The 25,641-nt window shown below is 72.6% G+C and carries 16 protein-coding genes; 5 read left to right on the top strand and 11 right to left on the bottom strand.

Translation table 11 applies throughout. From position 1 onward, the window contains the following. The first annotated feature begins 5 nt into the window (after nucleotides 1–5). On the top strand, nucleotides 6–347 hold the full coding sequence (locus SYYSPA8_RS05055; RefSeq protein WP_323445727.1) for a heavy-metal-associated domain-containing protein: 342 nt from the start codon (nucleotides 6–8) through the stop codon (nucleotides 345–347). A gap of 832 nt (nucleotides 348–1,179) precedes the next feature. Here the strand turns inward: SYYSPA8_RS05055 and SYYSPA8_RS05050 are convergent. The 7 genes from SYYSPA8_RS05050 to SYYSPA8_RS05020 form a co-directional block, all read right to left on the bottom strand. Further along, a complete protein-coding gene (locus SYYSPA8_RS05050; RefSeq protein WP_323445726.1) occupies nucleotides 1,180–2,469 on the bottom strand; it encodes a citrate synthase in 1,290 nt (429 codons plus the stop codon). 226 nt (nucleotides 2,470–2,695) lie between these two features. Next, on the bottom strand, nucleotides 2,696–4,903 hold the full coding sequence (gene recD2 / locus SYYSPA8_RS05045) for an SF1B family DNA helicase RecD2 (RefSeq protein ID WP_323445725.1): 2,208 nt from the start codon (nucleotides 4,901–4,903) through the stop codon (nucleotides 2,696–2,698). A gap of 371 nt (nucleotides 4,904–5,274) precedes the next feature. Next, complete coding sequence (locus tag SYYSPA8_RS05040) at nucleotides 5,275–6,093, bottom strand: hypothetical protein (RefSeq protein ID WP_323445724.1); 819 nt, start codon at nucleotides 6,091–6,093, stop codon at nucleotides 5,275–5,277. Next, on the bottom strand, nucleotides 6,090–6,647 hold the full coding sequence (locus tag SYYSPA8_RS05035; RefSeq protein ID WP_323445723.1) for a SigE family RNA polymerase sigma factor: 558 nt from the start codon (nucleotides 6,645–6,647) through the stop codon (nucleotides 6,090–6,092). The genes SYYSPA8_RS05040 and SYYSPA8_RS05035 overlap by 4 nt, the downstream gene beginning before the upstream one ends. Nucleotides 6,648–6,881: 234 nt before the next feature. Continuing rightward, nucleotides 6,882–7,724 carry a sugar phosphate isomerase/epimerase family protein gene (locus tag SYYSPA8_RS05030; RefSeq protein WP_323445722.1) on the bottom strand — a complete coding sequence of 281 codons (843 nt, stop codon included), beginning with the start codon at nucleotides 7,722–7,724 and terminating at the stop codon, nucleotides 6,882–6,884. After that, nucleotides 7,721–8,908, bottom strand: a complete 1,188-nt coding sequence (locus tag SYYSPA8_RS05025; RefSeq protein WP_323445721.1) for a DUF993 family protein — start codon at nucleotides 8,906–8,908, stop codon at nucleotides 7,721–7,723. Before SYYSPA8_RS05025 ends, SYYSPA8_RS05030 begins: the two co-directional genes overlap by 4 nt. Continuing rightward, a complete protein-coding gene (locus SYYSPA8_RS05020; RefSeq protein ID WP_323445720.1) occupies nucleotides 8,905–10,071 on the bottom strand; it encodes a Gfo/Idh/MocA family protein in 1,167 nt (388 codons plus the stop codon). Before SYYSPA8_RS05020 ends, SYYSPA8_RS05025 begins: the two co-directional genes overlap by 4 nt. Nucleotides 10,072–10,456: 385 nt before the next feature. Here SYYSPA8_RS05020 and SYYSPA8_RS05015 point away from each other — a divergent pair, with 385 nt between their 5' ends. The 3 genes from SYYSPA8_RS05015 to SYYSPA8_RS05005 all read left to right on the top strand — a co-directional run bounded on the left by SYYSPA8_RS05015 (nucleotide 10,457) and on the right by SYYSPA8_RS05005 (nucleotide 15,244). Then, nucleotides 10,457–11,527 carry a LacI family DNA-binding transcriptional regulator gene (locus tag SYYSPA8_RS05015; RefSeq protein ID WP_323445719.1) on the top strand — a complete coding sequence of 357 codons (1,071 nt, stop codon included), beginning with the start codon at nucleotides 10,457–10,459 and terminating at the stop codon, nucleotides 11,525–11,527. Between the two features lie 210 nt (nucleotides 11,528–11,737). Continuing rightward, the gene (locus SYYSPA8_RS05010; protein ID WP_323446306.1) at nucleotides 11,738–12,643 is read left to right on the top strand and encodes a sugar phosphate isomerase/epimerase family protein; all 906 of its coding nucleotides are present in this window, start codon (nucleotides 11,738–11,740) and stop codon (nucleotides 12,641–12,643) included. Between the two features lie 756 nt (nucleotides 12,644–13,399). Continuing rightward, nucleotides 13,400–15,244, top strand: a complete 1,845-nt coding sequence (locus SYYSPA8_RS05005; RefSeq protein ID WP_323445718.1) for a glycoside hydrolase family 3 protein — start codon at nucleotides 13,400–13,402, stop codon at nucleotides 15,242–15,244. 164 nt (nucleotides 15,245–15,408) lie between these two features. On the opposite strand, the gene SYYSPA8_RS05000 is transcribed toward SYYSPA8_RS05005, so the two are convergent. Continuing rightward, nucleotides 15,409–16,884: a S28 family serine protease gene (locus SYYSPA8_RS05000; RefSeq protein ID WP_323445717.1), complete on the bottom strand. Its 1,476-nt coding sequence runs from the start codon at nucleotides 16,882–16,884 to the stop codon at nucleotides 15,409–15,411. 137 nt (nucleotides 16,885–17,021) lie between these two features. Then, nucleotides 17,022–17,393 carry a hypothetical protein gene (locus SYYSPA8_RS04995; RefSeq protein ID WP_323445716.1) on the bottom strand — a complete coding sequence of 124 codons (372 nt, stop codon included), beginning with the start codon at nucleotides 17,391–17,393 and terminating at the stop codon, nucleotides 17,022–17,024. 738 nt (nucleotides 17,394–18,131) lie between these two features. Here SYYSPA8_RS04995 and SYYSPA8_RS04990 point away from each other — a divergent pair. After that, a complete protein-coding gene (locus SYYSPA8_RS04990) occupies nucleotides 18,132–20,468 on the top strand; it encodes an FG-GAP repeat domain-containing protein (protein ID WP_323445715.1) in 2,337 nt (778 codons plus the stop codon). An 83-nt stretch (nucleotides 20,469–20,551) separates the two neighbouring features. Here SYYSPA8_RS04990 and SYYSPA8_RS04985 read toward each other — a convergent pair whose 3' ends face one another. Beyond that, the gene (locus SYYSPA8_RS04985; RefSeq protein WP_323445714.1) at nucleotides 20,552–24,346 is read right to left on the bottom strand and encodes an ABC transporter ATP-binding protein; all 3,795 of its coding nucleotides are present in this window, start codon (nucleotides 24,344–24,346) and stop codon (nucleotides 20,552–20,554) included. Nucleotides 24,347–24,462: 116 nt separating this feature from the next. Then, nucleotides 24,463–25,455 (bottom strand): serine hydrolase, encoded by a 993-nt coding sequence (locus SYYSPA8_RS04980; RefSeq protein WP_323445713.1) that lies wholly within the window; start codon nucleotides 25,453–25,455, stop codon nucleotides 24,463–24,465. Nucleotides 25,456–25,641: the final 186 nt, after the last annotated feature.

Below are 25,641 nucleotides of genomic sequence, written 5' to 3'. Positions count from 1 at the left end.
CCGACATGTCCGCGAAGACCGAGATCGAGATCACCGAGGCCGCCGCCACGGACTCCCCCGCCGACTCCTCCGGCGGCGGCTGCTGCGGCGGCCACGCCTGCGGCACGGGCTCGGCCCCGGAGGCGGCCGAGGGCGTCACCACTGTCTACGAGGTCTCCGGGATGACCTGCGGCCACTGCGAGGGCGCGATCTCGGCCGAGGTCTCCGCCCTCGACGGCGTCTCCTCCGTGACCGCCGTCGCCGCGACCGGCCGGGTGACCGTCGTCTCGGCGGCCCCGCTGGACGAGGCCGCCGTGCGCGACGCCGTGGACGAGGCGGGGTACGAGCTGGTGGGCCAGGTCGCCTGACCCTTCCCCCGGTCCACCGGCCGCCGGGCCGTACCGCGCCAGCACCGACTGGCCCGGTACGGCCCGGCAGGCTTTCCGGAACAATTCCGGCCGCCATTGGACGATTCCGGCACCCGGCCCCGGCACTCGCCCCCGCCCGCCGCGCCCTCGCCCCCAGGGCACTTCCCGGGCGATTCGGGGCGGCCCGGACGGCTCCCGGGCGGCCTTCGGACCCGGCGGCAGAATTCTTTTGCGCCGATCCGGCCGATCCGGCGAACTTCCGGCCACTGATGCGTTTGCGCTGGTCAGAGCCGTGTTTACGAAACATCCGGCTGTCAATTCGCCCATCTTTGCGAACCGGATGAGACAGATTTGTGACGCCTTGGTCGACTACATGTGACGCACAAGACCTTCACAAAGAGACCTAGATCACAGATATTTGGGGGTAACCATCGAGGCTCTTCGTGAGTCTATGTGGGCGATGCCGAGAACGTCTTGGGGGACGTTCGTGGGACGTCTTGGGGGACATCCCAGAAGGCAAGCGTTGGCCGGGGCACGTGCCCGGGGAGCTTTGAGCGGCCCTCCCGTGCGTACGTACCCCGGCAGACCGCGCGCGGAAGTGTCCGCGCCCAGACGCCCGGCCGGATCCCGTGGGGGGAATCCGCTCCGGGGATATGGGAAGCGCCCCGTTCGTCGACCCGTGGGGGGATCGGCGGCGGGGCGCTTTCGTCCGCTGCGGGGCCGCAGGGCCCCCAGGAGGCGCGGAACGGGGCCACCCGGCCTCCCGGGAAGGCCGAAGGGCCGCCCGGCCGCCACAGCGGCGTACGGACGGCCCTTCAGTGCGCGGTGCGGCTCAGCGGCCCTCGACCGGGACGAAGTCGCGCTCGACCACGCCGGTGTAGATCTGGCGGGGACGGCCGATGCGGGAACCCGGCTCCTTGATCATCTCGTGCCACTGGGCGATCCAGCCGGGCAGCCGGCCGAGCGCGAAGAGCACGGTGAACATCTCGGTCGGGAAGCCCATGGCCCGGTAGATGAGACCGGTGTAGAAGTCGACGTTCGGGTAGAGCTTGCGCTCGACGAAGTAGTCGTCGGAGAGCGCGTGCTCCTCCAGCTTCAGGGCGATGTCCAGCAGCTCGTCGGACTTGCCGAGGGCCGAGAGGACATCGTGCGCCGCCGCCTTGATGATCTTCGCCCGGGGGTCGAAGTTCTTGTAGACGCGGTGGCCGAAGCCCATCAGCCGGACGCCGTCCTCCTTGTTCTTCACCTTGCGGATGAAGGTGTCGACGTCGCCACCGCTGGCCTGGATGCCCTCCAGCATCTCCAGCACCGACTGGTTGGCGCCGCCGTGCAGCGGGCCCCACAGCGCGGAGATGCCGGCGGAGATCGAGGCGAACATGTTGGCCTGGGAGGAGCCGACCAGGCGGACCGTGGACGTCGAACAGTTCTGCTCGTGGTCCGCGTGCAGGATCAGCAGCTTGTCCAGCGCGGCCACGACGACCGGGTCCGGCTCGTACTCCTGCGCGGGGACGGAGAACGTCATCCGCAGGAAGTTCTCCACGTAACCCAGGTCGTTGCGCGGGTAGACGAAGGGGTGGCCGATCGACTTCTTGTAGGCGTACGCCGCGATCGTCGGCAGCTTGGCCAGCAGCCGGATCGTGGAGAGGTGGCGCTGCTTCTCGTCGAACGGGTTGTGGCTGTCCTGGTAGAAGGTCGACAGCGCGCTGACGACCGAGGAGAGCATGGCCATCGGGTGGGCGTCGCGCGGGAAGCCGTCGAAGAACCGCTTGACGTCCTCGTGCAGCAGCGTGTGCTGGGTGATCTCGCCCTTGAACGCCGCCAGCTCGTCCACCGTCGGCAGCTCGCCGTTGATGAGGAGGTAGGCCACCTCGATGAAGCTGGAGTGCTCGGCCAGCTGCTCGATCGGGTAGCCGCGGTAGCGCAGGATCCCCTGCTCGCCGTCGAGGTAGGTGATCGCGGATTTGTACGCGGCCGTATTGCCGTAGCCGCTGTCCAGGGTCACCAGCCCGGTCTGCGCCCGGAGCTTCCCGATGTCGAAGCCCTTGTCACCGACGGTGCTCTCGACCACCGGGTAGGTGTATTCACCGTCCGCGTACCGCAGTACTACAGAGTTGTCGCTCACGTCATCCCTCACCGACGTAGTGCCTCTTCTTCGAGGTGCCCTGACTGTCTCTACCATCCCCCATTTGGCCCAGCAGAGTGCACTCGGGGTCGACCGTTGGGCCCTTTGGCGGCACTGAGTGCCGCCAACCTGCTCATCCTGCCCCGTTCGCCCTGATTCCGGAAGTCGGGGTGGCATTTCCCACCCCGGCACCCGGGGGCTTCCCCCGCCCGGCGCAGCGCCGCCGTCAGCCGCGCGACAGCCGGTGGTCGAGCCCCGTGAAGCGTCTGCCTGCGGAAACCGTCCGTACCGCCTGCCCTATCGCCTTCCGGGAGCCCACCAGGACCACCAGCTTCCTGGCCCGGGTCACGGCCGTGTAGAGCAGATTGCGCTGGAGCATCATCCAGGCCCCGGTGGTGACGGGGATCACCACGGCCGGATACTCGCTGCCCTGGGAACGGTGGATGGTGACGGCGTAGGCGTGGGCCAGTTCGTCCAGTTCGTCGAAGTCGTACGGCACCTCCTCGTCCTCGTCGGTGCGCACCGTCAGCCGCTGCTCCTCCACCTGGAGCGAGGTGACCACGCCGACCGTGCCGTTGAAGACGCCATTGGCCCCCTTCTCGTAGTTGTTACGGATCTGGGTGACTTTGTCGCCGACCCGGAAAATCCGTCCGCCGAAGCGCTTCTCGGCCACATCGGGGCGGGCGGGGGTAATCGCCTGCTGAAGCAGGCCATTGAGGACACCGGCGCCTGCGGGACCCCGGTGCATAGGGGCCAGAACCTGAACATCCCGCCGGGGGTCGAGCCCGAACTTGGCCGGGATCCTTCGCGCCGCCACGTCGACGGTGAGCCGCCCGGCGTCCTCCGTCTCCTCCTCGGCGAAGAGGAAGAAGTCGGTCAGGCCCGTGGTCAGCGGCGGCACGCCGGAGTTGATCCGGTGGGCGTTGGTGACCACCCCCGACTGCTGGGCCTGCCGGAAGATCCGCGTGAGCCGCACCCGGGGCACCGGTCCGTCCCCCGCCAGCAGATCCCGCAGCACCTCGCCGGCGCCCACGCTCGGCAGCTGGTCCACATCGCCCACGAGCACCAGATGGGCCCCGGGGGCAACCGCCTTGACCAGCTTGTTGGCGAGCAGCAGATCGAGCATCGACGCCTCGTCCACCACCACCAGGTCGGCGTCGAGCGGGCGGTCGCGGTCGAAGGCTGCGTCGCCGCCCGGCTTCAGCTCCAGCAGCCGGTGGACCGTGGACGCCTCGGCCCCGGTCAGCTCCGCCAGCCGCTTGGCCGCCCGCCCGGTGGGCGCCGCGAGCACCACCTTCGCCTTCTTGGCGCGGGCCAGCTCGACCACCGAGCGGACGGTGAAGGACTTGCCGCACCCCGGTCCGCCGGTGAGCACCGCCACCCTGCTGGTGAGGGCGAGCCGCACGGCGGCCTGCTGCTCCGGGGCCAGCTCGGCCCCGGTGCGCCGGGCCAGCCACTCCAGCGCCCGGTCCCAGTCGACGTCCTGGAAGGCCGGCATCCGGTCCTCGCCGGCCCGCAGCAGCCGCAGCACCTGGGCCGAGAGCGACAGCTCGGCCCGGTGGAAGGGCACCAGATAGACCGCCGTCAGGGGATCGCCGCCGTCGGGCGCGGGGACCTGCTCCCTGACCACCCCCTCCTCGTCCGCCGCCAGCTCGCCGAGGCAGTCGATGACCAGGCCGGTGTCGACCTGGAGCAGCTTCACGGCGTCCGCGATCAGACGCTCCTCCGGCAGGAAGCAGTGGCCCTGGTCGGTGGATTGCGACAGGGCGTACTGGAGGCCCGCCTTGACCCGCTCCGGGCTGTCGTGCGGGATGCCGACCGCCTGCGCGATCCGGTCGGCGGTGAGGAAGCCGATGCCCCAGACGTCGGCCGCCAGCCGGTAGGGCTGATTCCGCACCACGGAGATCGAGGCGTCCGCGTACTTCTTGTAGATGCGCACCGCGATCGAGGTGGAGACGCCGACGCCCTGGAGGAAGACCATGACCTCCTTGATGGCCTTCTGCTCCTCCCAGGCCGCCCCGATCAGCCGGGTCCGCTTGGGGCCGAGGCCGGGCACCTCGACCAGCCGCTTGGGCTCCCGCTCGATGACGTCCAGGGTGTCCGCGCCGAAGTGGTCCACGATCCGCTCGGCGATCCGCGGCCCGATGCCCTTGATCAGGCCCGAGCCCAGATAGCGGCGGATGCCCTGCACGGTGGCGGGGAGCACCGTCGTGTAGTTCTCCACGGTGAACTGCTTGCCGTACTGCGCGTGGGAGCCCCAGCGGCCCTCCATCCGCAGGGACTCCCCGACCTGGGCACCGAGCAGCGAACCGACGACCGTGAGGAGATCTCCGGAGCCCCGGCCGGTGTCGACGCGGGCCACCGTCCAGCCGTTCTCCTCATTGGCGTAGGTGATGCGCTCCAGGACGCCTTCGAGCACTGCCAGATTGGACATGCCCCGACGCTACCCCCGCGCTCGGACATCCCGCGCGGCCTGTGGACAACTCTGCTGCCTCGCAGGTCAACACGGTCTCGCGGGCCGTCGGGAGGGGAGGATCGAGGCGACCCGGACCAGCTGTCCGGGCCCCTCTCTCCCCCTGCGGGTCTCTCCGATCCCCCCGAACCGTTTCCCCCGGGATCCCCGCCGTCTGTAGGGACTCCACCGCGTACGCGATGGTTGCCCGCCGGGTGCCGGCCCCCGCCCGTACACCCGTTCCTCCATGCGCGCGTCCGTCCATGCGTGCGTCCATGCGTGCCTCCACCCCTGGACGCGTTCCCGCACACGTTCCCGCGCACATTCACTCGTTCCGGTGATGGCCTGCGTGCCTACACCCGCTGGCGCAGGTCCCGGCCCACCGCGCGCTCCATGCCCGCCGCGCCGGCCGTACCCGCCAGGCTGGCGAGGACCCGGCCGCTCTTCCCGTACGCCACGACCTCGACCCGGGCGGCGACCGGCGGCAGTTCGAGGAAGAGATGGATGAAACCCCACCCCGGATAGGTGCCCTTCAGCCGGACGACCCCCACCCGCCGCTCCTCCCCCTGGAACCGCACCACGACCCGGTCGGGCTGGCGCGCCAGCCGGAAGGCGCCGCTGAGGAGCCCCGACGGCGACGCCACACCGAAGTCCAGGGAGTTCGCCGCCACGCACCGGGCACAGCTCAGCTGTTCACCGGAGCCCTCGTCGAGGGTGTACCGCGGGGCGTCCCCGGCGGCCAGGGTGACCGTGGCGCCCCGGCCGATCGGCACCGCCACGTGCGGCTCCACCCCCATCCGCTCCGTGACCTCCGGGGACAGCTCCCAGGTGTCGAGGGCGTCGGCGCCGGGACTGGCCGTCATCGGGGACGCCCCCGTCCCCACCTGCTCCGGAACCGGCCGCGCCCACACCCCCAGCGCCACGCACGTCACCGCCGCCACCACCAGGAACGACCGCCTCCGAAACCACCGGCGGTCACGGATGCGCCGGCCGCGCGCGATCACCTGGTGCACGGGCGGCGGACCGGTGGGCAGGGCGCTCGCCTCGCGGAGCAGCGCGGCCCGCAGGGCGTCCTCCAGATCCGGGGCGAGCCTGGCCCGGCTCACGACGGTGCCGTTGAGGTTTCCGGTACCGCCGTGCCGGGGACCCCCGGCGTCCTGTTGAGCGGTCATGAGCGGGCCTCCTCGGGGCGCGGCCCGACCCCCGTGCGGGCCGCGTCGGGAAGGCCCGCCCACTCCGCGAGGACCCCGGGCTGTTCCCGGAGCCGGTACAGGGCACGGGCGGCATGGCTGCGGACGGTGCCGACATGGGTGCCGAGGATGTCGGCCACCTCGGACTCGCTGCGGTCCTCCAGGTACCGCAGCACGATCACGGCCCGCTGCCGGGCGGGCAGCCGGCTCAGCGCCTCCGTCAGCGCCCCGCGCTCGGCGATGTCGTCGGCACGGTCCGGAACAGGGCATTCCGGGACCCGGGTGGTGAGCCACTCCCGGACGCGCAGCAGCCGCACCCGGTCCGTGTTGGCATTGATCATGATCCGCCAGACGTACGCGTCGGGCTCGTCGGCCCGCCGCACCCGCTCCCACTTCACATAGGCCTTGACCAGAGCCGACTGCACCAGGTCCTCCGCGTCGTGATGGTTCCCCGTCAGCAGCCGGGCGGTCCGTAACATCCGTGGCCACCGGCTGGCCATGAATGCCCGGAACTCCGCCTCCGCGCTCATCTCCACTGTCCGGTCCTCCCCCTCGGGGGCCGATGTCCTTCGAACGTGCCGTGCGCCGGGGCGGCGGTGCGCCACACCGGCGTGAACCCGTACACACCTCAGACGGTGCGGAGCCCCGGTTCCTATGTCACGGCCGGTAAATTTTTTTTGACGCGGTTTCGGGCGCGGTTTCGGACGGGTTTCGGACGGCGTTTCGGACGGTGTTTCGGGCAGGGTCTCCGGTGTGCCCGGGCACCCGGGTCAGAGCACGTGCTGCCGGTACCGGGCGGCGGTCTCGGCCAGCACCTGGGCCCCGTCCCTGGCCCACAGCCTCCCGTTGAACAGCTCCACCTCCACCGGCCCGCCGTACCCCGCCGCGTCCATCCGCTCCCGCCAGCGGCGCAGATCGACCGACCCGTCACCGAGCTGCCCCCGCCCCACGAGCACACCCTCCGGCAGCGGAGTGACCCAGTCGGCCAGCTGGAAAGCGGCGAGCCGCCCCGCCGCCCCCGCACGGGCGAGCGCGGCGGGCGCCGTGTCGTCCCACCAGACGTGGTACGTGTCGACCACCACCCCCACCCGGCCCGCCGGGAACGCCTCCGCGAGCGCGAGCGCCTGGCCGAGGGTGGAGACCACGCAGCGGTCGGCCGCGTACATCGGATGCAGGGGCTCGACGGCGGGCCGCACCCCCCGCTCGACCGCGTACGGGACGAGCACGCCGAGCGCGTCGGCGATCCGCTGCCGCGCCCCGGCGAGGTCCCGGTCGCCCGGCGGCAGCCCGCCGCAGACCAGGACCAGGGTGTCGGTGCCCAGCTCGGCGGCCTCGTCGATGGCGGCACGGTTGTCGTCGAGCGCCCGCGCCCGCCCGGCCGCGTCCCGGGCGGTGAGGAAACCGCCCCGGCAGAGGCTGGTGACGGTGAGACCCGTCCGCCGCAGCAGCGCGGCGGTCGCCTTCACCCCGTACGCGCGCACCGGTTCGCGCCACAGCCCCACACCGGGGATCCCCAGCCGCGCACAGCCGTCGGCCAGCTCGGGCAGCGACAGCCCGCGCACGGTCATCTGATTGACGCTGAGCCGTTCCAGTCCTTCAGCGGGTGTGATCATGCGCCGACTCCGTACAGGGTGAGCAGGGTCCGCATCCGGGACTCGGCCAGCGCGGGGTCGGGGAACAGCCCCAGCCCGTCGGCGAGTTCGTAGGCGCGGGCGAGGTGGGGCAGGGAGCGGGCGGAGTGGAGCCCGCCGACCATCGCGAAGTGCCGCTGGTGACCGGCCAGCCAGGCGAGCAGGACCAGGCCCGTCTTGTAGTGGCGGGTCGGCGGGCCGAACAGATGCCGGGCGAGCGGTACGGTCGGTTCCAGCCGGGCCCGGAACCCCGCCGGGTCCCCCCGGTCGAGAGCGGCGCGCGCGGCGTCGGCGACCAGGGGTCCGAGAGGATCCAAAATGCCCAGCAGGGCATGGCTGAAACCGTGTTCGTCCCCGGCGATCAGCTCCGGGTAGTGGAAGTCGTCGCCGGTGTAGCACCGCACACCGGCGGGCAGCCGCCGCCGCAGGTCCCTCTCGCGCTCCGCGTCCAGGAGGGAGACCTTGACGCCGTCGACCCGGCCGGGGTGGGCGGCGACCAGGTCGAGAAGGGTCGCGGTGGCCCGGTCGAGATCCGCGCTGCCCCAATACCCGTCGAGCGCCGGATCGAACATCGGCCCCAGCCAGTGCAGCACCACCGGCCCCGCCGACTGCCGCAGCAGCCCGCCGTAGACGTCGAGATAGTCGTCCGGGCCCCGGGCGGCGGCGGCCAGCGCGCGGGACGCCATCAGAACCGGCCGGGCACCGGCCGCCTCGGCCAGTTCGAGCTGTGCGGCGTAGGCACGGCGGACGGCGGCGAGCGCCCCGGTGCCCCGGTTCACCGGGCGCTCCGGCAGCTGGTCCGTGCCCACCCCGCAGACCAGGGCGCCGCCGACCGCGCGCGCCTCGGCGGCGGAACGCCGGATCAGCTCGGCGGCGGTGCCCCAGTCCAGGCCCGTGCCGCGCTGCGCGGTGTCCATGGCCTCCGCGACCGCGAGACCGTGCGCCCAGAGCCGGTGGCGGACGGCGAGGGTGGCGTCCCAGTCCAGAACGGCCCGGGCGGCGGGGTCGCGGGGGTCGCCCGGCTCCGCGAGGGGGTCCGCGACGACGTGCACGGCGGCGAAGAGGGTACGGGAGGAGGGGGCCGGCCCCGGGGCCGGCAGCAGCGGTTCGGCGCACGGGGTGTGGTCGCGGAGGGTCCCGTCGGCGCCCGGGAGCCGGATGGTCACAGCGTCAGCTCCGGCACCTCGACCCGGCGGCCCTCGCGGGCGGACCGCAGCCCCAACTCGGCGAGTTGCACCCCGCGCGCGCCCGCCAGCAGGTCCCAGCGGTAGGGCTCGCCGAGGGCGACATGGCGCAGGAACAGCTCCCACTGCGCCTTGAAGCCGTTGGCGTCGATGTCGTCGTCGTTGTCGGGGACCTCCTGCCACTGCTCGCGGAACGGCTCGGTGGCACAGAGGTCGGGATTCCACACCGGCCGGGGTGTGACGGCACGGTGCTGCGCACGGCAGCGGCGCAGCCCGGCGACGGCGGAGCCCTGCACGCCGTCGACCTGGAACTCGACCAGTTCGTCCCGCATCACGCGGACCGTCCAGGACGAGTTGATCTGCGCCACCGCGCCCCCGGGGAGCTGGAAGACGGCGTAGACGGCGTCGTCGGCGGTGGCGTCGTACGGCTCGCCCCGCTCGTCCCAGCGGCGCGGCACATGGCTGGCGGTCTGCGCGTACACGCTGGTGACGCCGCCGAACAGCTCACGGAGGAGATAGTCCCAGTGGGGGAACATGTCGACAGTGATGCCGCCGCCGTCGGCGGCCCGGTAGTTCCAGGACGGGCGCTGGGCGCGCTGCCAGTCGCCCTCGAAGACCCAGTACCCGAACTCGCCCCGCACGGACAGGATCCGGCCGAAGAAGTCCCCGTCGAGCAGCCGCTTCAGCTTGCGCAGCCCGGGGAGGAAGAGCTTGTCCTGCACCACGCCGTGCCGTATGCCGGCGGCGTCGGCGCGGCGGGCCAGGTCCAGGGCGTCCGCCAGGTCCCCGGCGGTCGGTTTCTCGGTGTAGACGTGTTTCCCGGCGGCGATGGCGCGGCGGACGGCGGCGGCCCGGGCCGTGGTGGTCTGGGCGTCGAAGTAGATCTCGACGGCGTCGTCGCCCCGGGCGGCGAGCAGGCCGTCGAGATCGGTGGTCCAGTGCGTGAGGCCGTGGCGTTCGGCGATGGCGCGCAGCGCGGCGGGCCGGCGGCCGACGAGGACCGGTTCCGGCCACAGCGTGTCGCCGTCGCCGAGGTCGAGACCGCCCTCCTCGCGCAGGGCGAGCAGGGAGCGTACGAGGTGCTGGCGGTAACCCATGCGGCCGGTGACGCCGTTCATGGCGATCCGCACGGTTCTGCGTGTCATGGCGTGCCTTTCTGGTGCTCCGGCGCCCGGGGTGGCCCGGGGTCCGGACACGGGTGGGTACGCGTCGGGGGTGCCTTGCCCGCACGGGAGGCGGGAGCGGCGGAAGGCGAGGGGGTGAGGGGGGTGAAAGGCGAGGGGGTGAGGGGGTACGGGGACGGCGGCCACGGGGAACGGGCGGACGGCGCGGCGGAGGTGCGGTTCCCGGGGCGCGGCGGATGCCCGGTGGGACGGGTCCGGCGCCGGGGCGGGCGGTCGCTCGTGGTGACGGTCTTTATGACTGTGTTACCGGGAAGGAGCGATAGCAAGCGCTTTCTACGGGGTAGAACGCTAGCCTGCCGACAGCGGCGCGGACAAGAGCCCCGGCGCCATCTCCCCGGAGGAAGCGATGACAGTCACCCTCGCGGATGTCGCGGCCCGCGCCCGGGTGTCCCCGGCCACCGTCTCGCGGGTGCTGAACGGCAACTACCCTGTCGCCGCCGCGACACGCGAACGAGTGCTGCGGGCCGTGGCCGAAATGGACTATGTCCTGAACGGGCCGGCCAGCGCGCTCGCCGCCGCCACGTCCGACCTCGTCGGCATCCTCGTCAACGACATCGCCGACCCCTTCTTCGGCATCATGGCCGGGGCCGCGCAGTCGGAGATCGGCCGGCCGGAGGGCTCGGGACGGGCCGGTGGCGCGAAACTGGCCGTCGTCTGCAACACCGGCGGGTCGCCGGAGCGCGAACTGACCTATCTCACGCTGTTGCAGCGGCAGCGCGCGGCGGCGGTGGTGATCACCGGGGGCGCGCTGGAGGACCCGGCGCACATCGCGGCGATGACGGCCAAGCTGACCCGGCTCGCACAGGCGGGCACCACGGTGGTGCTGTGCGGCCGGCCGCCGCTGCCGGCCGGGGGCCCGGGGGCGCCGATCGAGGCCGCGATCACCTTCGACAACCGGGGCGGCGGCCGGCGGCTGACGGAACATCTGCTGGCGCTCGGCCACCGCCGGATCGGTTATGTCGCCGGGCCGCCGGAGCGCACGACCACCCGGCACCGGCTGGAGGGGCACCGGGCGGCGCTCCGGGCGGCCGGCATCACCGAGGACCAGGACCGGCTCACCCGCCACGGCCCGTACACCCGTCGCTCCGGCCATGAGGCGACGCTGGAACTGCTGCGGCGGGACCCCGGTCTGACGGCGGTGGTCGCGGCGAACGACACGGTGGCGCTGGGCGCCTGCGCGGCCCTGCGCGAACTGGGGCTGCGGATACCCGGGGACATCTCCGTCGCGGGCTTCGACGACCTTCCGTTCGCCGTGGACGTGGGTCCGGCGCTGACCACCGTACGGCTGCCGCTGGCGGAGGCGGGCGCGCGGGCGGGGCGGATCGCGATGGGGCGGGAGGCGGTGCCCCCGGGCGGGCTCGCCACCATGGGGGCCACGCTGCTGGCCCGGGCCTCGACGGCCGCGCCGCACGACTGACGCACGTACCGCCGCACCGCCGTACTGCCGCACTCCCCGCCGGGTCACCGGGTCACCGGGTCACCGACACGGATGGGTACGGATGGCCGGTACGGGGTGGCCGGTTCCGGGCGTTCGGTCCGGGCGGTCGGTCCGGGCGGTCGGCCGTCACCGGCGGTGGCCGGACCGGCGGGAATGGGTACGGGCGGGCCGGGGAAGGCGCGGTCCATGATGAAGTTCGCGTTCTCGACGCTCGGCGTACCGGGCATGCCGATGGCCGAGGTGGCCGCCCTCGCCGCCGACTGCGGCTACCAGGGGGTGGAGCTGCGGGCCGCCCCCGACGAGCCGGTGCACACCGGCCTCGGCCCTGCCGACCGGCAGGCGGTGGCGCGCGAGTTCGAGCGGGCCGGGGTGGAGATCCTGGCCGTCTGCGGCTATCCCCGGGTCGCCGCGCCCGGGGACGACACACAGGTGCTCCAGGAGCTGGGTGAACTGATCTGGCTGGCCCGGGATCTGGGGGCGCCCTCGGTACGGGTCTTCCCTGGCGGGGAGCGGGAACCGGCCACGGCAGCCGTGGACGGGACGGCGGACGGGGCCACCGGGGCCACCGGGGACCAGGATCAGGAGCAGGAGTCCGGCGCGGTACCGGCCGACGGCCCGGTCCTGGCGGACGCCGCCGACGCCCGCGCCGCCCGCAGGCTCGGCCGGGCCGCCGGCACCGCGTCGGGAGCGGGTGTCCGGATGCTCCTGGAGACCCATGACTCCCACCCGACCGGGGCGGCCGTCTCCCGCGTCCTGGGCCCGGTCGGGCACCGGGCGGCCGGCGCGCTCTGGGATGTCCTGCACCCCTGGCTGGCCGGCGAGGGACCCGCCGCCACCCATGCGGCGCTGGCCCCCTTCCTGGGCCATGTCCAGGTCAAGGATGTCGCCGGACCGGATGACCTGACTCCGCTCCGGCTGGGGGCGGGGGCCGTCCCGCTCGCCGACTGTCTGGCGCCGCTCGCCCCGGGCACCTGGCTGAGCTGGGAGTACGAGAAGCGGTGGTACCCGGGCGCGGCTGAGCTGCCCGAACTGCTCGTCCCGGGCCGCGTGCACCTGGAGACCCTGCTCGCGGCCCGGGCGCACGGGCCGGCCTGAGGCCACGACGCGCCCGTCGAAGGCCACCGAAGACCGCCGAAGACCGGCGAAGACCGCCGAGGAGCAGGATCGGGACGTCCGGCAGTGACCGGAAATGCGGCATCCGCGTCCGTTCAACGACTGGCGGTCACCGCATTCCGGACTGCATCGCTCTGTATTTCGCGACGGCTAAAAACGGAATAGGGAAATCCCAATTCCCCCCACGCCCGCCATCGCGCACGCCGTCACGCATGCCGTCACGCATGTCATCACGCACGGCTGACCAGCAATCACCGAAGACGCGGAACCCACACCGCGGGCCGGCCGTCTAACCAGCCGGTTCCGCCGGGTGGGTCCGCGGTGCGGCGCCGTCCCGGGCTGTTCGGTGCAGCCCGTCACGGCACCCCTCTCCAACCGCCCGCGGGTCGGCGGGCCCATCGCCTGCCATCGGCGCGTTGCCTCCCGACAGCGCCGGTGGCAGGCGCCTTCCCGAAGCCTTCCCGGGCCCTTTCCGGACCCCCGGACGCCTCCCCGGCCCCCTCCCCGGACGCCTCCCGGACCCCTCCAGCCCCCTCCCTGGATCTCACCGTCCGTGACCACTCCCGCACTCCTGCACCCCTCTAATGCGGACGCGCCCCATCCGTATCAGTGACCTTTCCTCCCCCGTGTGCGTTTTTCCTTGCCGGACCATTGACCTGTTAGTTATTTTCCGACTATCCGTTTGTCTCTGGAAGTTTCCTTCAACTTTCGTATCGCACAAGGCCGGTAAGGGGAAACATGCACAATCGGAGCCTTTCCAGACGTACCCTCATCGCCGCTTCGACCGCGACCGCCGCCGCCTACGCCACCCTGACCACCACCCCGTCCAGCGCCGCCGGGCGCAACGGCCCCGTCGAAACCCTCGACGCCCGTGACCGCCGGCTCCACCGGCTGATCGCCGGAATGACCCTGGAACAGAAGGTCGGCCAGCTCTTCTGCACCTGGGTCGCGGGGCACTCCGCCACCGACCCGAGCCCGGAGGCGGCCGAGGTCAACCTCAGCCTCCTGGGCGTCCGCACCGGGGCCGAGGCCGTCGCCCGCTGGCACCTCGGCGGTGTCATCTACTTCCTCTGGTCGGGCAATCTCGCGCGGCCGCAGCAGATCGCCGCCCTCTCCAACGGACTCCAGCGCGCGGCGGTCGAGGACTCCTCCGGCCTCCCGCTGCTGATCTCCATCGACCAGGAGCACGGCGCGATCGTCCGCATCGGTGCCCCCGCCACCCAGCTGCCGGGCGCGATGGCCCTGGGCGCCGGCGGCTCGCTGCGCGACGCCCGGACCGCCGGGCGGATCGCCGGCACCGAACTGGCCGCGCTGGGCATCCGGAAGAACTACGCCCCGGTCGCCGACGTCAACGTGAACCCGGCCAACCCCGTCATCAACGTCCGTTCCTTCGGCGCCGATCCGCAGGCGGCGGCCCGGCTCGTCGCCGCCCAGGCCCGGGGGTACGAGGGGGCCGGCGTCGCCGCCTGCGCCAAGCACTTCCCCGGCCACGGCGACACCTCCGTGGACAGCCACTACGGCCTGCCGGTGATCAACCACAGCCGGGAGGAATGGAACCGGCTGGACGCCCCGCCGTTCCGGGCCGCGATCGCCGCGGGCATCGACTCCATCATGACGGCGCACCTCCAGGTGCCCGCCCTGGACCCGTCCGGCGACCCCGCGACCCTCTCCCGTCCCATCATCGACGGCGTGCTGCGCAAGGAACTCGGCTACGACGGCCTCATCGTGACCGACGCCCTCAATATGCGGGGGGTGCTGACCAAGTACGGGGAGGAGCGCGTGCCGGTGCTCGCCCTCAAGGCGGGCGTGGACCAGCTCCTCTACCCGAACAATCTGCCGCTCGCGTGGAACGCGGTCCACCAGGCGGTGCTGGACGGCGAGATCACCGAGGCCCGGCTCGACGAATCGATTCTGCGGCTGCTGCGGCTCAAGGACCGGCTGGGGCTGCTGCGGCAGCCCTACGTCTCCGCCTCGGGCGTCGACCGCACGGTCGGGTCCCCGCGCCACCGGGCCGCCGCCGACCGGATCGCGGAGAACACGGCGACCCTGCTCGTCAACCGGGGCGAGCTGCTGCCCCTGAGCCGCCGACGGCAGCGGAATCTGCTGGTCACCGGCGCGAACCAGGCGTTCCCCGCCAACAACTCGCGCAGGTCGGTCCCGGTGCTGACGGAGGCGCTGAACGGGCTCGGCTTCACGGCGACGGCGCTGCCCACCGGGCTCGCGCCGGACGCGTCCGCGATCGACGCGGCGGTGGCGGCGGCCTCCGGCAAGGACGCGGTCGTCGTGCTCACCTACAACGTCGACGCCACCAGCACCCAGCGGACCCTGGTCGAGAGGCTGGTGGCGACGGGGGTGCCGGTGATCCAGGCCGCCGTGCGCAACCCGTACGACATCGCCCGGCTCGCCGGGGTACGGGCCTCGCTCGCCCTGTACTGCTGGGCCGACGTCGAGATGCGGGCCCTCGCCCGGGTGCTCGCCGGGCGCGCGGAGCCGGGCGGTGAGCTGCCCGTACCCGTGCAGCGGGCCGACGATCCCGGCCGGGTGCTCTTCCCGGTGGGCCACGGCCTCTCGTACGACGACTGACGGGGAACGGACCCACAGGGACGGGACGAAACAGAAGGAACCGGCGGGTCCGGTGGCCGTACGGGTCCACCGGGCCCGCCGGCCCGTCGGGGGTGCCCCGCGCGAGTGCCCGGCCACTCACGGAGCGAGCGGCCGGGCGGTCGGCGGTGGGGCGGGGAGGGCGGTCAGCCGCGCAGGCCGCGCTCCAGCTTCAGGTCCCGCGCGGTGACCTTGTCCAGCTTCGCGTCGAAGCGGGCCAGCGGCTTCGCCACCGACTCGTTCTTGCGGACCGCGACCGGCTCGACACCGGCCCAGCGCTGGATCGCGGCGGTCGCCGCCGCCTTCTCGGCCTCCGGCAGCAGCGCGACACGGGCGCCGTGGTTGCCGCCCGGCTGGGTGTAGACGTAGCTGTCGCGGGCGCTCTTGCCCAGCCGGAAGGGCTCGGCGGCCCACGGGTCGTTGGCCCCGTTGACGAACATCATCCGGGTGGCGTTGTGGCGCACCCACCGGTCGACGTCGGCCATCGCGTAGGGCTTGAACCGCATCGGGATGTCACGCGGCACGAAGTTCCGGGGCGCCTGGTACCCGTACCGGCTCAGCCCCTTGAGGTGCGGCAGCTTGAGGTCCGGGGCGCCCAGCTCCGTACCCGCCTGGTAGTAGTACGGCGTGTACGGCTCAAGGCCCTGGTCGGTGTACGACCTGAAGCCGGCGATCTCCTCGACCACGTCGAACAGCTGCTGGTCGGTGATGTCCTTGGCGACCGGGATCTTCGCGCAGTCGGCGGCCAGCTTGTACTGCCAGAAGCCGAAGGTGAAGTCGAGCACCACGCCCTCGTACGCCCGGTCCAGCGACCCGATGGTGTCGAAGGTGAGCTTGTTCTTCTCCGCGTACGCCCGGTACAGGTCCTGCATCGGTCCCCGGCGGATCAGGGCCTCGCGCTGGACGTTGTGGAGCTTGGTGCGGCACTCCTCCGTACCGACCTGCTCGAAGAACCTGTCGTACGCCTTGTCCTCGTTGTTCACCACGTCGTTCGGGGCGACGTAGGCGACCACGCCGTCCATGTCACGCGGGTAGAAGCGCTCGTAGTAGGTGGCCGTCATGCCGCCCTTGGAGCCGCCGGTGGAGAGCCACTTCTTACCGTAGATCTTCTTCAGCGCGGTGAAGATGCGGTGCTGGTCGCTGGCGGCCTGCCAGATGGTGAGCTTGGACCAGTCGGCCGGCTCGGGCCGCGACGGCGTGAAGAAGCGATACTCCATGGATATCTGGTTGCCGTCGATGATCTGGGTGGGCTCGCTCCGCGACGGCGTGGTGCGCAGTCCGTAGCCGCTCGTCTGGAAGACCGTGGGCCGGTCGGTGTCCTTGTGCAGCAGCGAGATGCGCTGCTTGAACGTGCCCTTCCACGGCTTGCGGTGGTCCACCGGCTGCTCGTAGTTGAGGATGAAGTACCGATACCCCGTGTACGGCTTCTCCTCGATCAGGCTCATCCCCGGTATCGCGAGGATCCGGTCCTTGATGTCCTGCTGGGACTGCTGGGACTGCTGGGACTGTTCGGCCGACAGCCCGCCCCGCTCCCCGGTGACCGCGACGGCTGTTCCGGTCGTCGCGGTCACGGTGCCGATGAGCATCGCGAGCGAGAGCACTCCTGTGAGCGCCTTGCGCATGAACCCTCCCCTGATTCTTACGTGGGTCGCGGCGAACCTAGCCCGGCGGCGCACGACCCGCCAGACCTGTTTAGCTGCAAATGCCACGGAGTCCGGGGACGGCGCGGTGACAGAAGGGACCTATGCGTTCAAGCCAGTCAACACAAGATCCAGCCAGACGACCGACCCGAGCGTCCGACCTTCCCCGTCGCCCGGACACAGCGGTTGTGGGCGTACACCGTCACCGGTCCCGCCAGCCTCGTGTAGCGGCCGGCGTCCACCTTGGGGCGGCCGCCGCGCGGCTGGAGCGAGACCGACATGAACCGTCGCTTCCCCGGTTTCTTCGCCACGGTGACGGCGCAGACGTGCCGGGCGCTCCGATGGACGCGCAGCTCGCCCGTGGCGAACGGGTACACCCTGTCCGGGCGGCCGGGGCAGCCCGCCGATGCGGCCCCGGCGGGGCGGGCCGTGGACACGTCGAAGGCGGTGAGCCCGGTGACCGCCAGCAGGAGGGCGAGCAAACAAGCCACCGGGCGGAAAGTCGACGAGCGGGGGACAGGCCGCCGCGCAACGGGTGGGTGGGAAGCGGGTGGGCCGAAAGCCGGTGCGTGGGCAGCCGGTGGACGGAAAGCCGGACGGTCGAAAGCCGGCGGGCGGGAAGCCGGCGGGTGGGAAGCCGGTGGGTGGGCGCCGCCCGGCCCTGGTGTGCCGTTCCGGTCGGCCGCGCGGGCCTGCCCCGGGCCCTCCGCCGTGCGCCGCACCGTGCCCGGACCTCTGTCGCCGACTGCCACTGCCGCTCCCTTCACCGTCGCTCCCCTCACCGTCGGTCCGCCCGCTCCCGGTCCGCCCCCTCGCGTACCGCTCGCGTGATTCCGTCCCCCCGTCCCCCCATCCACCGCACGGGCCGGGGGACGGATCCGTACTCGCGTACGAGCTACGACGCTCCTGCGCGGCGATTGGTTGTCGTCCCCGGGAAGCCGCCTGGAACGGCACACCACGCCATCGGTGGCCCGAATCCGCCGCCTCCCTGCCGCCGATCCCCCTCCGAGCTGCCGCCGACCTGCCGCCGACCTGCCGCCCGTCCGTCGCCGACACGCAGGCGGAAATGGGAAAACGTGATAACCGGGGCCGGTGTTAGGCTCCGCCCGAAACGGGCTCGGGGGGCCCGGAACGCACGGACCCGGGGGGTCCTGGTGCCCTCTGCCCGACACCGCCGGCCGCGCGCCTGCCCGCGTGGTCCGGCCGTATCCGAGGGGGAACCGGATTTGATGCCGTCACAGCAGCAGGGCGCCAGGCGACGCACCGGGATCGCGTCCCGCAGAGCGCTCACCCCGGCGATCGCCGCCGGACTCGCGCTGACCGCCGGGCCGCTGGCCGTACCGGCGGGCGCGGCCCCGGAGCCCCGGCCCACCGCAACGGCCGAGAAGGCCGCGACGGCCGAGAAGGGCGGGAAGGGCGCCGCGCGGGCGGCGGCCTCGTTCGGGCCCGGCTCCGAGGTGGTGAGCGCCGGGGCGAGCGGCTACACCACCGTCGACGCCCAGGGCCGGCACCACTGGCACGAGGACTCCTCCGCGGGGGCGCCGGTGCCGATCGATCCGGCGTACGCGCCCGCCCTGCTCTCCGACTCGGTGGTGTCGGTCCAGGGCAGTGTGGTCCGGCTGCGGAACCCGGCCCCGGACTCCCCCACGGTCGAGATCGACCTCGCCGCCCCCGGGCGCGGCTACGACTACATCGGGGTGGCGACGGAGACCGTGATCGCCCGTCAGGGGACGGTGGTCCGGCTGCTCCAGCCCTCCGGCGGTACGGTCTCGGACCGCCCGGTCACCGGGCTGCCCGCCGACGCCGAATCGTTCCGCCTGGTCTCCGCGACCGACGGGAATGTGCTGCTCCAGTACTCCACCGGGCCCGCCGGGAGCGTGCGATGGCATCTCGCGGTGATCAACCGGGACACCGACACCCTCACTGACACCTTCCCCGTCGCCTCCCCGCAGGGGCAGCGGGCGGCGGCGGTCTCCGGCACCCATGTCGCCTGGATGGAGCCCGGGGCCTCGCCGGACGCGATGACGCTCGTCATCGCCGAACGCGGCTCCGCGTCCCCGCCGCAGCGGCACGCGCTGACCGGGATCCCCGAGCCCCTCCTCGGCCTGGCCGGGGATCAGGTGGTGTACGCCAACAGCACGCCGCTGGACCAGGGTTCGGCGGATGATCCCCATCTCGCGCTCACGGCCCGCTCCATCGCCGGCGGACAGACCTGGAAGCTGCTGGACCACGCCACCACCCTGGTGCCCGGGATCGACGACGCGCTCCTGGTGATGGGCGGCCGGGTCCCCGGCCAGGACTTCGGCGGCGAGGGCGTCTACACGGTCCTCGGGACGCGCGGCGCCGGCGATCCCGTGGCCCAGCTGCGGCGGGCCACCGGCGAGCCCACCGAGGTGCAGTCCTACGACCAGTCCATCAACCCCAATCCGGCCCTGGACCGCAACAACGGCCGGGTGCCCCTGGAGTGGCTCGTCACCCGGACCAACGTGAACGCGACGCTCACGATCCGCGGCTCGCGCTTCAGCGGCCTCCCGCACGGGGACTGGACGGTGGAGCTCGACCCGCAGCGCGGGGACAGCGCGGGCCCCGGGCGGCTCAACTACACCTGGCCCGGCCTGCTGCGGGACGCGGACGGCCGGGAGTTCGCGCCCCCCGCCGGGACCACCGACTGGAGCATCACCATCCGCCCCGACAACGGGATCGGCGCCCCCCTGACGACGCGGGGCTCCTTCGGCATCGGCTACCGCGACGACCCGCGCAGCTACTTCGTCGCCAACGGCTCCCCGGACCTCCTGGCCCACGACAGGAGCGGCGGGCTCTGGTACGAGGACACCTACCACGACCCTCGGAAGTCCACTTTCGAGGGACGGGGGCGCCAGCGCGTCAACGGCTACTGGAAGGGGTACGACCGGGTGGTGCCCGCCGGTGACCTCAACAGCGGGCGCTGGGAGCCGGAGCTGCTGACCCGGGACACCTCCGGGGTGCTCTGGCTCCACCCGGGCACCCGTGAGCCCGGCAGTTTCGGGCCGCGTGTCCGCGTCGGCGGTGGCTGGAACATCTTCGACCAGCTCGCTGGCGGCCGGGATCTGACAGGTGACGGCAAGCGGGACCTGGTGGCGCTCGACAAGGCCGGCGAGGTGTGGCTCTACCGGGGCACCGGCAACCTGACCGCGCCCTTCACCCCCCGGACGAAGGTGATCAGCGGTGCGCAGCCGTACGACCGGCTCGTCTCGGCGGGCGATCTCAACGGCGACACGGCCGCCGATCTGCTGACCCGGGACCGGTCCGGGGTGCTCTGGCTGCACCAGGGCATCGGTACGGGCACTTTCGCGCCACGGGTCCGCGTCGGCGGTGGCTGGAACGTCTTCACCCACATCGTCGGCATCGGCGACGGCAACCGGGACGGCCGGGCCGATCTGTACGGCTTCGGCCCGGCCCCGGCGGGCGGAGCGGGCTCGGCGGGCTGGTTCTACGAGGGGACGGGCACCGCGTCGGCCCCGTTCAAGGCCCGAAAGAGCACCCCGGTGCTGAACCAGCTGCCGGAGAGCTACCGCGAGGTCTCCTGACGGCGGGGGTCCGCCGGGCCGGGGAGCACCCGGCCCGGCGGGAAGCGCCCGGCCCGGCGGGGAGCACCCGGCCCGGCGGGCTGTCAGCGGGCGACGACGGCGGGCTCGCCCCGTTCCCCGGTGTCGCCGTCCCCGGGCCCCTGCTCACCCGTGAAGGTGCGCCAGAGGGTGGCGTACCGGCCGTCCCGGGCCAGGAGTTCCGCGTGGGTGCCGTCCTCGGCGACCCGGCCGTCCGCCATCACGACCACGCGGTCGGCGCGGGCGGCCGTCGTCAGCCGGTGTGCCACGACCAGCGTGGTGCGGCGTCCGCTCAGCCGCTCCGTGGCCTGATTGACCTGTGCCTCGGTGGCCAGATCGAGCGCGGCCGTCGCCTCGTCGAGGAGCAGGATGTCCGGGTCGACCAGCTCCGCGCGGGCCAGGGCGACCAGCTGCCGCTGGCCGGCGGAGAGGTTGCGCCCGCGCTCGGTGACCTCGTGCAGATAGCCGCCGTCGAGGGTGGCGATCATGTCGTGGGCGCCGACCGCGCGGGCCGCCGCCTCCACCTCGGCGTCGCTCGCGCCGGGACGCCCGTACGCGATGGCGTCCCGTATCGTCCCCGGGAACAGATACGCCTCCTGCGGCACCACACCGAGCCGGTGCCGGTAGGCGGTCAGATCCAGACCGCGCAGGTCGGAGCCGTCGGCGGTGACCCGGCCGCGCGTCGGGTCGTAGAACCGGGCCACCAGCTTGACCAGCGTCGACTTGCCCGCGCCGGTCTCCCCGACGAAGGCGACGGTCTGCCCGGCGGGTATCCGCAGCCGGATGCCGGACAGCGCCTCCTCCTCGTCCCCGTACGCGAAGTCCACGTCCTCGAAGACGATCTCGCCCTTGAGCGCGGGCACCTCGGCGGGCCGCTCGGCGGCGGCCGTGGAGGTCTCCTCCGCCAGCAGCTCCTGGATCCGGCGGACGGAGACGGCGGCCTGCTGGTAGCCGTCGAAGACCTGCGAGAGCTGCTGGACGGGGGCGAAGAACAGCTCGATGTAGAGGAGGTAGGCGACCAGGGCGCCGGTGGTGAGGGTGCCGGCCTCGATCCGCTGGGAGCCGACGATCAGCACGGAGACGGCGGCCACGGAGGAGAGCAGCTGGACGAAGGGGAAGTAGACCGATATCAGCCACTGGCCGCGGACGCGGGCCTGGCGGTAGCTGTCGCTGCCGGCCCGGTAGTGCTCCCGGCCCGCCGCCTCCCGGCGGAACGCCTGCACGATCCGCAGTCCGGCGACGGTCTCCTGGAGGTCGGAGTTGACGGTTCCGACGCGGTCGCGGGCGAGTTCGTACGCCTTCACGCTCTGCTTGCGGAAGTAGTACGTCCCCACGATCAGCGCCGGCAGGGTCGCGAGGACCACCAGCGCCAGCGAGCCGTCGATGACGATGAGCGCGACGAGGATCCCGAAGAAGGTCACCACCGAGACGAACGCGGTGACCAGGCCGGTCTGGAGGAAGCTGGAGAGCGCGTCGACGTCGGTCGTCATCCGCGTCATGATCCGACCGGTCAGTTCGCGCTCGTAGTAGTCGAGCCCCAGCCGCTGGAGCTGGGCGAAGATCCGCAGTCGTACGGAGTAGAGCACGCGCTCGCCGGTGCGGCCGGTCATCCGTATCTCGCCGGTCTGGGCGAACCACTGGACGACGACGGTCAGCAGCGCGAGTCCGGAGGCGACCCAGACGGCGGCCAGCGCGGCCTGCTCGACGCCCTGGTCGATGCCGTGGCGGATCAGTACGGGCAGCAGCAGCCCCATGCCCGCGTCGACGGTGACGAGCGCCAGGCTGAGCAGCAGCGGCAGGCCGAAGCCGCGCAGCAGCAGCCGCAGCCCCCGCCCCTCGCCCTTGCCCCTGCCCTTTGCGTGGGCTGTTTCCGGCCGGGTGGCGCGTTCCTCGTCGATGTCGGGGGTGCCGTCGGCGGGCGGCAGGGCCGCGACCTGGGCGAGGAGTTCGGGCGTGGCCCCCGGGTCGGCGGGCCGGGCGGCGGCGGACTCCCGTATCCAGAGCCGGGGGGTGATCCCGCTCTCGGCGTCGAACTCGGCGTCCAGTTCCTCGCGTACGGTCCGGTCCGCGTCGTCCAGGGCGGCGGAGCCGGCCGCCGGGGTGTGGCCGGGGGAGACGCCGCCCAGCTCGTCGGGGTCGGTGAGCAGCTTGCGGTAGAGGGGGGAGCGGGCGGTCAGCTCCTCGTGGGTGCCGAGGTCGGCGAGGCGGCCGTGGTCGAGGACGGCGATCCGGTCGGCGAGGCCCAGGGTGGAGCGGCGGTGGGCGATGAGGAGGGTGGTGCGGCCGGCCATCACCGAGCGCAGGGCCTCGTGGATCTCGTGCTCGACGCGGGCGTCGACGGCGGAGGTGGCGTCGTCCAGGAGGAGGAGCCGGGGGTCGGTGAGGATGGCGCGGGCGAGGGCGATCCGCTGGCGCTGGCCGCCGGAGAGGGTGAGGCCCTGTTCGCCGACCCTGGTGTCGTACCCGTCGGGCAGCTCGGCGATGAAACGATCCGCCTGGGCGGCGCGGGCGGCCGTCTCGATCTCCTCGCGGGTGGCGTCCGGGCGGCCGTAGGCGATGTTGGCGCCGACGGTGTCGGAGAAGAGGAAGCTGTCCTCGGGGACGAGGCCGATGGCGGAGCGGAGCGAGGCGAACGTCAGCTCGCGGACATCGTGGCCGCCGACGAGGACGGCGCCCGATGTGACGTCGTAGAAGCGGGGCAGCAGCAGCGAGACGGTGGACTTGCCGCTGCCGGAGGCGCCGACGACGGCGACGGTCTCGCCCTCGCGGATCTCCAGCGAGAAGCCGTCGAGCACGGGGCGCCCGGGGTCGTAACCGAAGGTGACGTTGTCGAACTCGACGGTCGCGGGGGCGTCGGCGGGCAGCTCCCGGGTGCCGTCGGCGATGGTGGGCTCGGTGTCGATCAGCTCCAGGACGCGTTCCACGCCGGCGCGGGCCTGCTGGCCGACGGTGAGCACCATGGCGAGCATCCGGACCGGGCCGACGAGCTGGGCGAGGTAGGCGGAGAAGGCGACGAAGGTGCCCAGCGTGATCTCGCCCCTGGTGGCGAGCCAGCCGCCGACGGCGAGCATGGCGACCTGGCCGAGGGCGGGGACGGCCTGGAGGGCGGGGGTGTAGCGGGAGTTCAGCTTCACCGTGCGCAGCCGGCCGGCGAAGAGCTTGCGGCCGACGGCGCGGAGCTTGGCCGCCTCCTGCTCCTCCTGGCCGAAGCCCTTGACGACACGGACGCCGGACACGGCGCCGTCGACGACCCCGGCGACGGCGGCGGCCTGGCTCTGCGCGTACCAGGTGGCGGGGTGGAGCCGGGTGCGGCTGCGGCGGGCGATCCACCACAGGGCGGGGCCGACGGCCAGAGCGATCAGGGTGAGCGGGAGGGAGAGCCAGGCCATGACGGCGAGGGAGACGAGGAAGAGCAGGACGTTCCCGATGGTCATCGGGAGCATGAACAGCAGGCCCTGGATCAGCTGGAGGTCGCTGGTGGCGCGGCCGACGACCTGGCCGGTGGACAGCTCGTCCTGGCGCCGCCCGTCGAGGCGGGTGACGGAGTCGTACATCCCGGTCCGCAGGTCGTGCTGGACGTCGAGGGCGAGCCGGCCGCCGTAGTAGCGGCGGATGTACGTCATGACGTAGACGACGACGGCGGCCGCGAGGAGGAGGCCGGTCCAGAAGGTGAGGGAACGGGTGCTGTCGCCGATCACATCGTCGATGATCACCTTGGTGATCAGCGGGATGAGGGCCAGGACGCCCATGCCGCCGAGGGAGGAGCCGAGCGCGAGCAGCGCGTTGCGGCGGTAGCGCCAGGCGTACCCCCAGAGCCGCCGGGCCCAGCCGTCCTCCCCCGCCTTTTCCTGCGCTGTCACTGACCTGGCCGCCGCCACGTATGCCTCCCGGTTGTGTTGTTCCGCCGGAAGACACCAACGCTAAGGTCAGCGGATTTCATCCCGCTGTAACAATCCTGGGGCGGGGGCCCGGTGCGTCAGCCCTGCGCGGGTACGGCGTCCCGCGCGGGCCGCTCGGGCGTGGCGGGCACGGCCTCGCGCGGCACGGCGGGCGGCACGTAGGCGGTGCGCGCGGGGGCCTTCGGGTTGAGGCCCTGGTGGATGGCGCGGGAGACGGCCTGGATGGAGTTCACGCCGTCCTGCATGGTGGCGTTGCCGTGAGTGAGCACGGTGATCCCGTAGTCCTCGCCCTTGCGGGTGAACGCGGCGGTGCTGTGGACCCGCCAGCCGTGCGTCTTCCGCGACAGCCACCCGTTCTTGACATGCGTGCTCACGGTGGAGGGCGCACCGGCCGGGGTGCCCCAGCGCTGGTCGCGGACGACTTCCTTCATCAGCTGGAGGGCGTAGCTCCGGGAGGCGTCGGTGAGCACGGCGTTCTTGACGGTGAGCCGCTCCAGCAGCAGCTGCTGGTCACGGACGGTGATCTGGGTGAGCCCCCAGTAGTTGTCGGCGCCGGGGACGGTCTGGGTCATCCCGGCGTCCTTGAGGAAGCGCTTGATCTTGGTCATGCCGAGCTGCTTCCACAGGGTGGAGGTGGAGGCGTTGTCCGACTTGGTGATCATGGCCTTGGCGAGGGTCTTCTCGCGCGAGGTGAGCGCGCGCTTCTGCTTCTGCGCGTCCTGGAGCAGCACACCGAGCACGGTGGCCTTGACGACGCTGGCCGAGTCGAACTTCGTGCTCGCCCGCAGGGCGCAGACGGTCCCGGTGGCCTTGTCGTCGACCTGGAGCGCGATGGTGCCCTTGCGGTTCTTGAGCGCGGCGGTGATGTCCTTCTTGAGTTTCGCGGCGAGGCCGGGCGTCGTGGAGGTGCAACTGACGGCGGGCGCGGGTGCGGCGACGGCGGGCGCGGCGGTGGCCGTGACGGCGACGGGCGCGAGCAGGGCGGTGGCGACGGCGGCGGCCGCGAGGGTGGTGTGGCGGGCGGCTATTCGGTGGTGCGTGCGGTGAGTGCGGTGAGTGCGGTGAGTCATGGGTGGGTCCCCGTCCCCTGATAGCGGTACGGGCACGCCTGGGTGGCGCGCCCGCACGGTTGACTAATGGGGAGGGGGATGGTTGTACGGGAGGGGGTAACGATCCGGGATGGTTACGAGGTGGTGACATCCGGGCGCGCGGACGGGCGGATCACGCTTGCCGGCCCCCGATGAGTACGGGGACGG

Source organism: Streptomyces yaizuensis, from assembly GCF_034961445.1.
Lineage (GTDB): Bacteria > Actinomycetota > Actinomycetes > Streptomycetales > Streptomycetaceae > Streptomyces > Streptomyces yaizuensis.
Note: the sequence above shows the minus strand (reverse complement) of the source record. Positions and strands in the feature narration are given on the sequence as shown.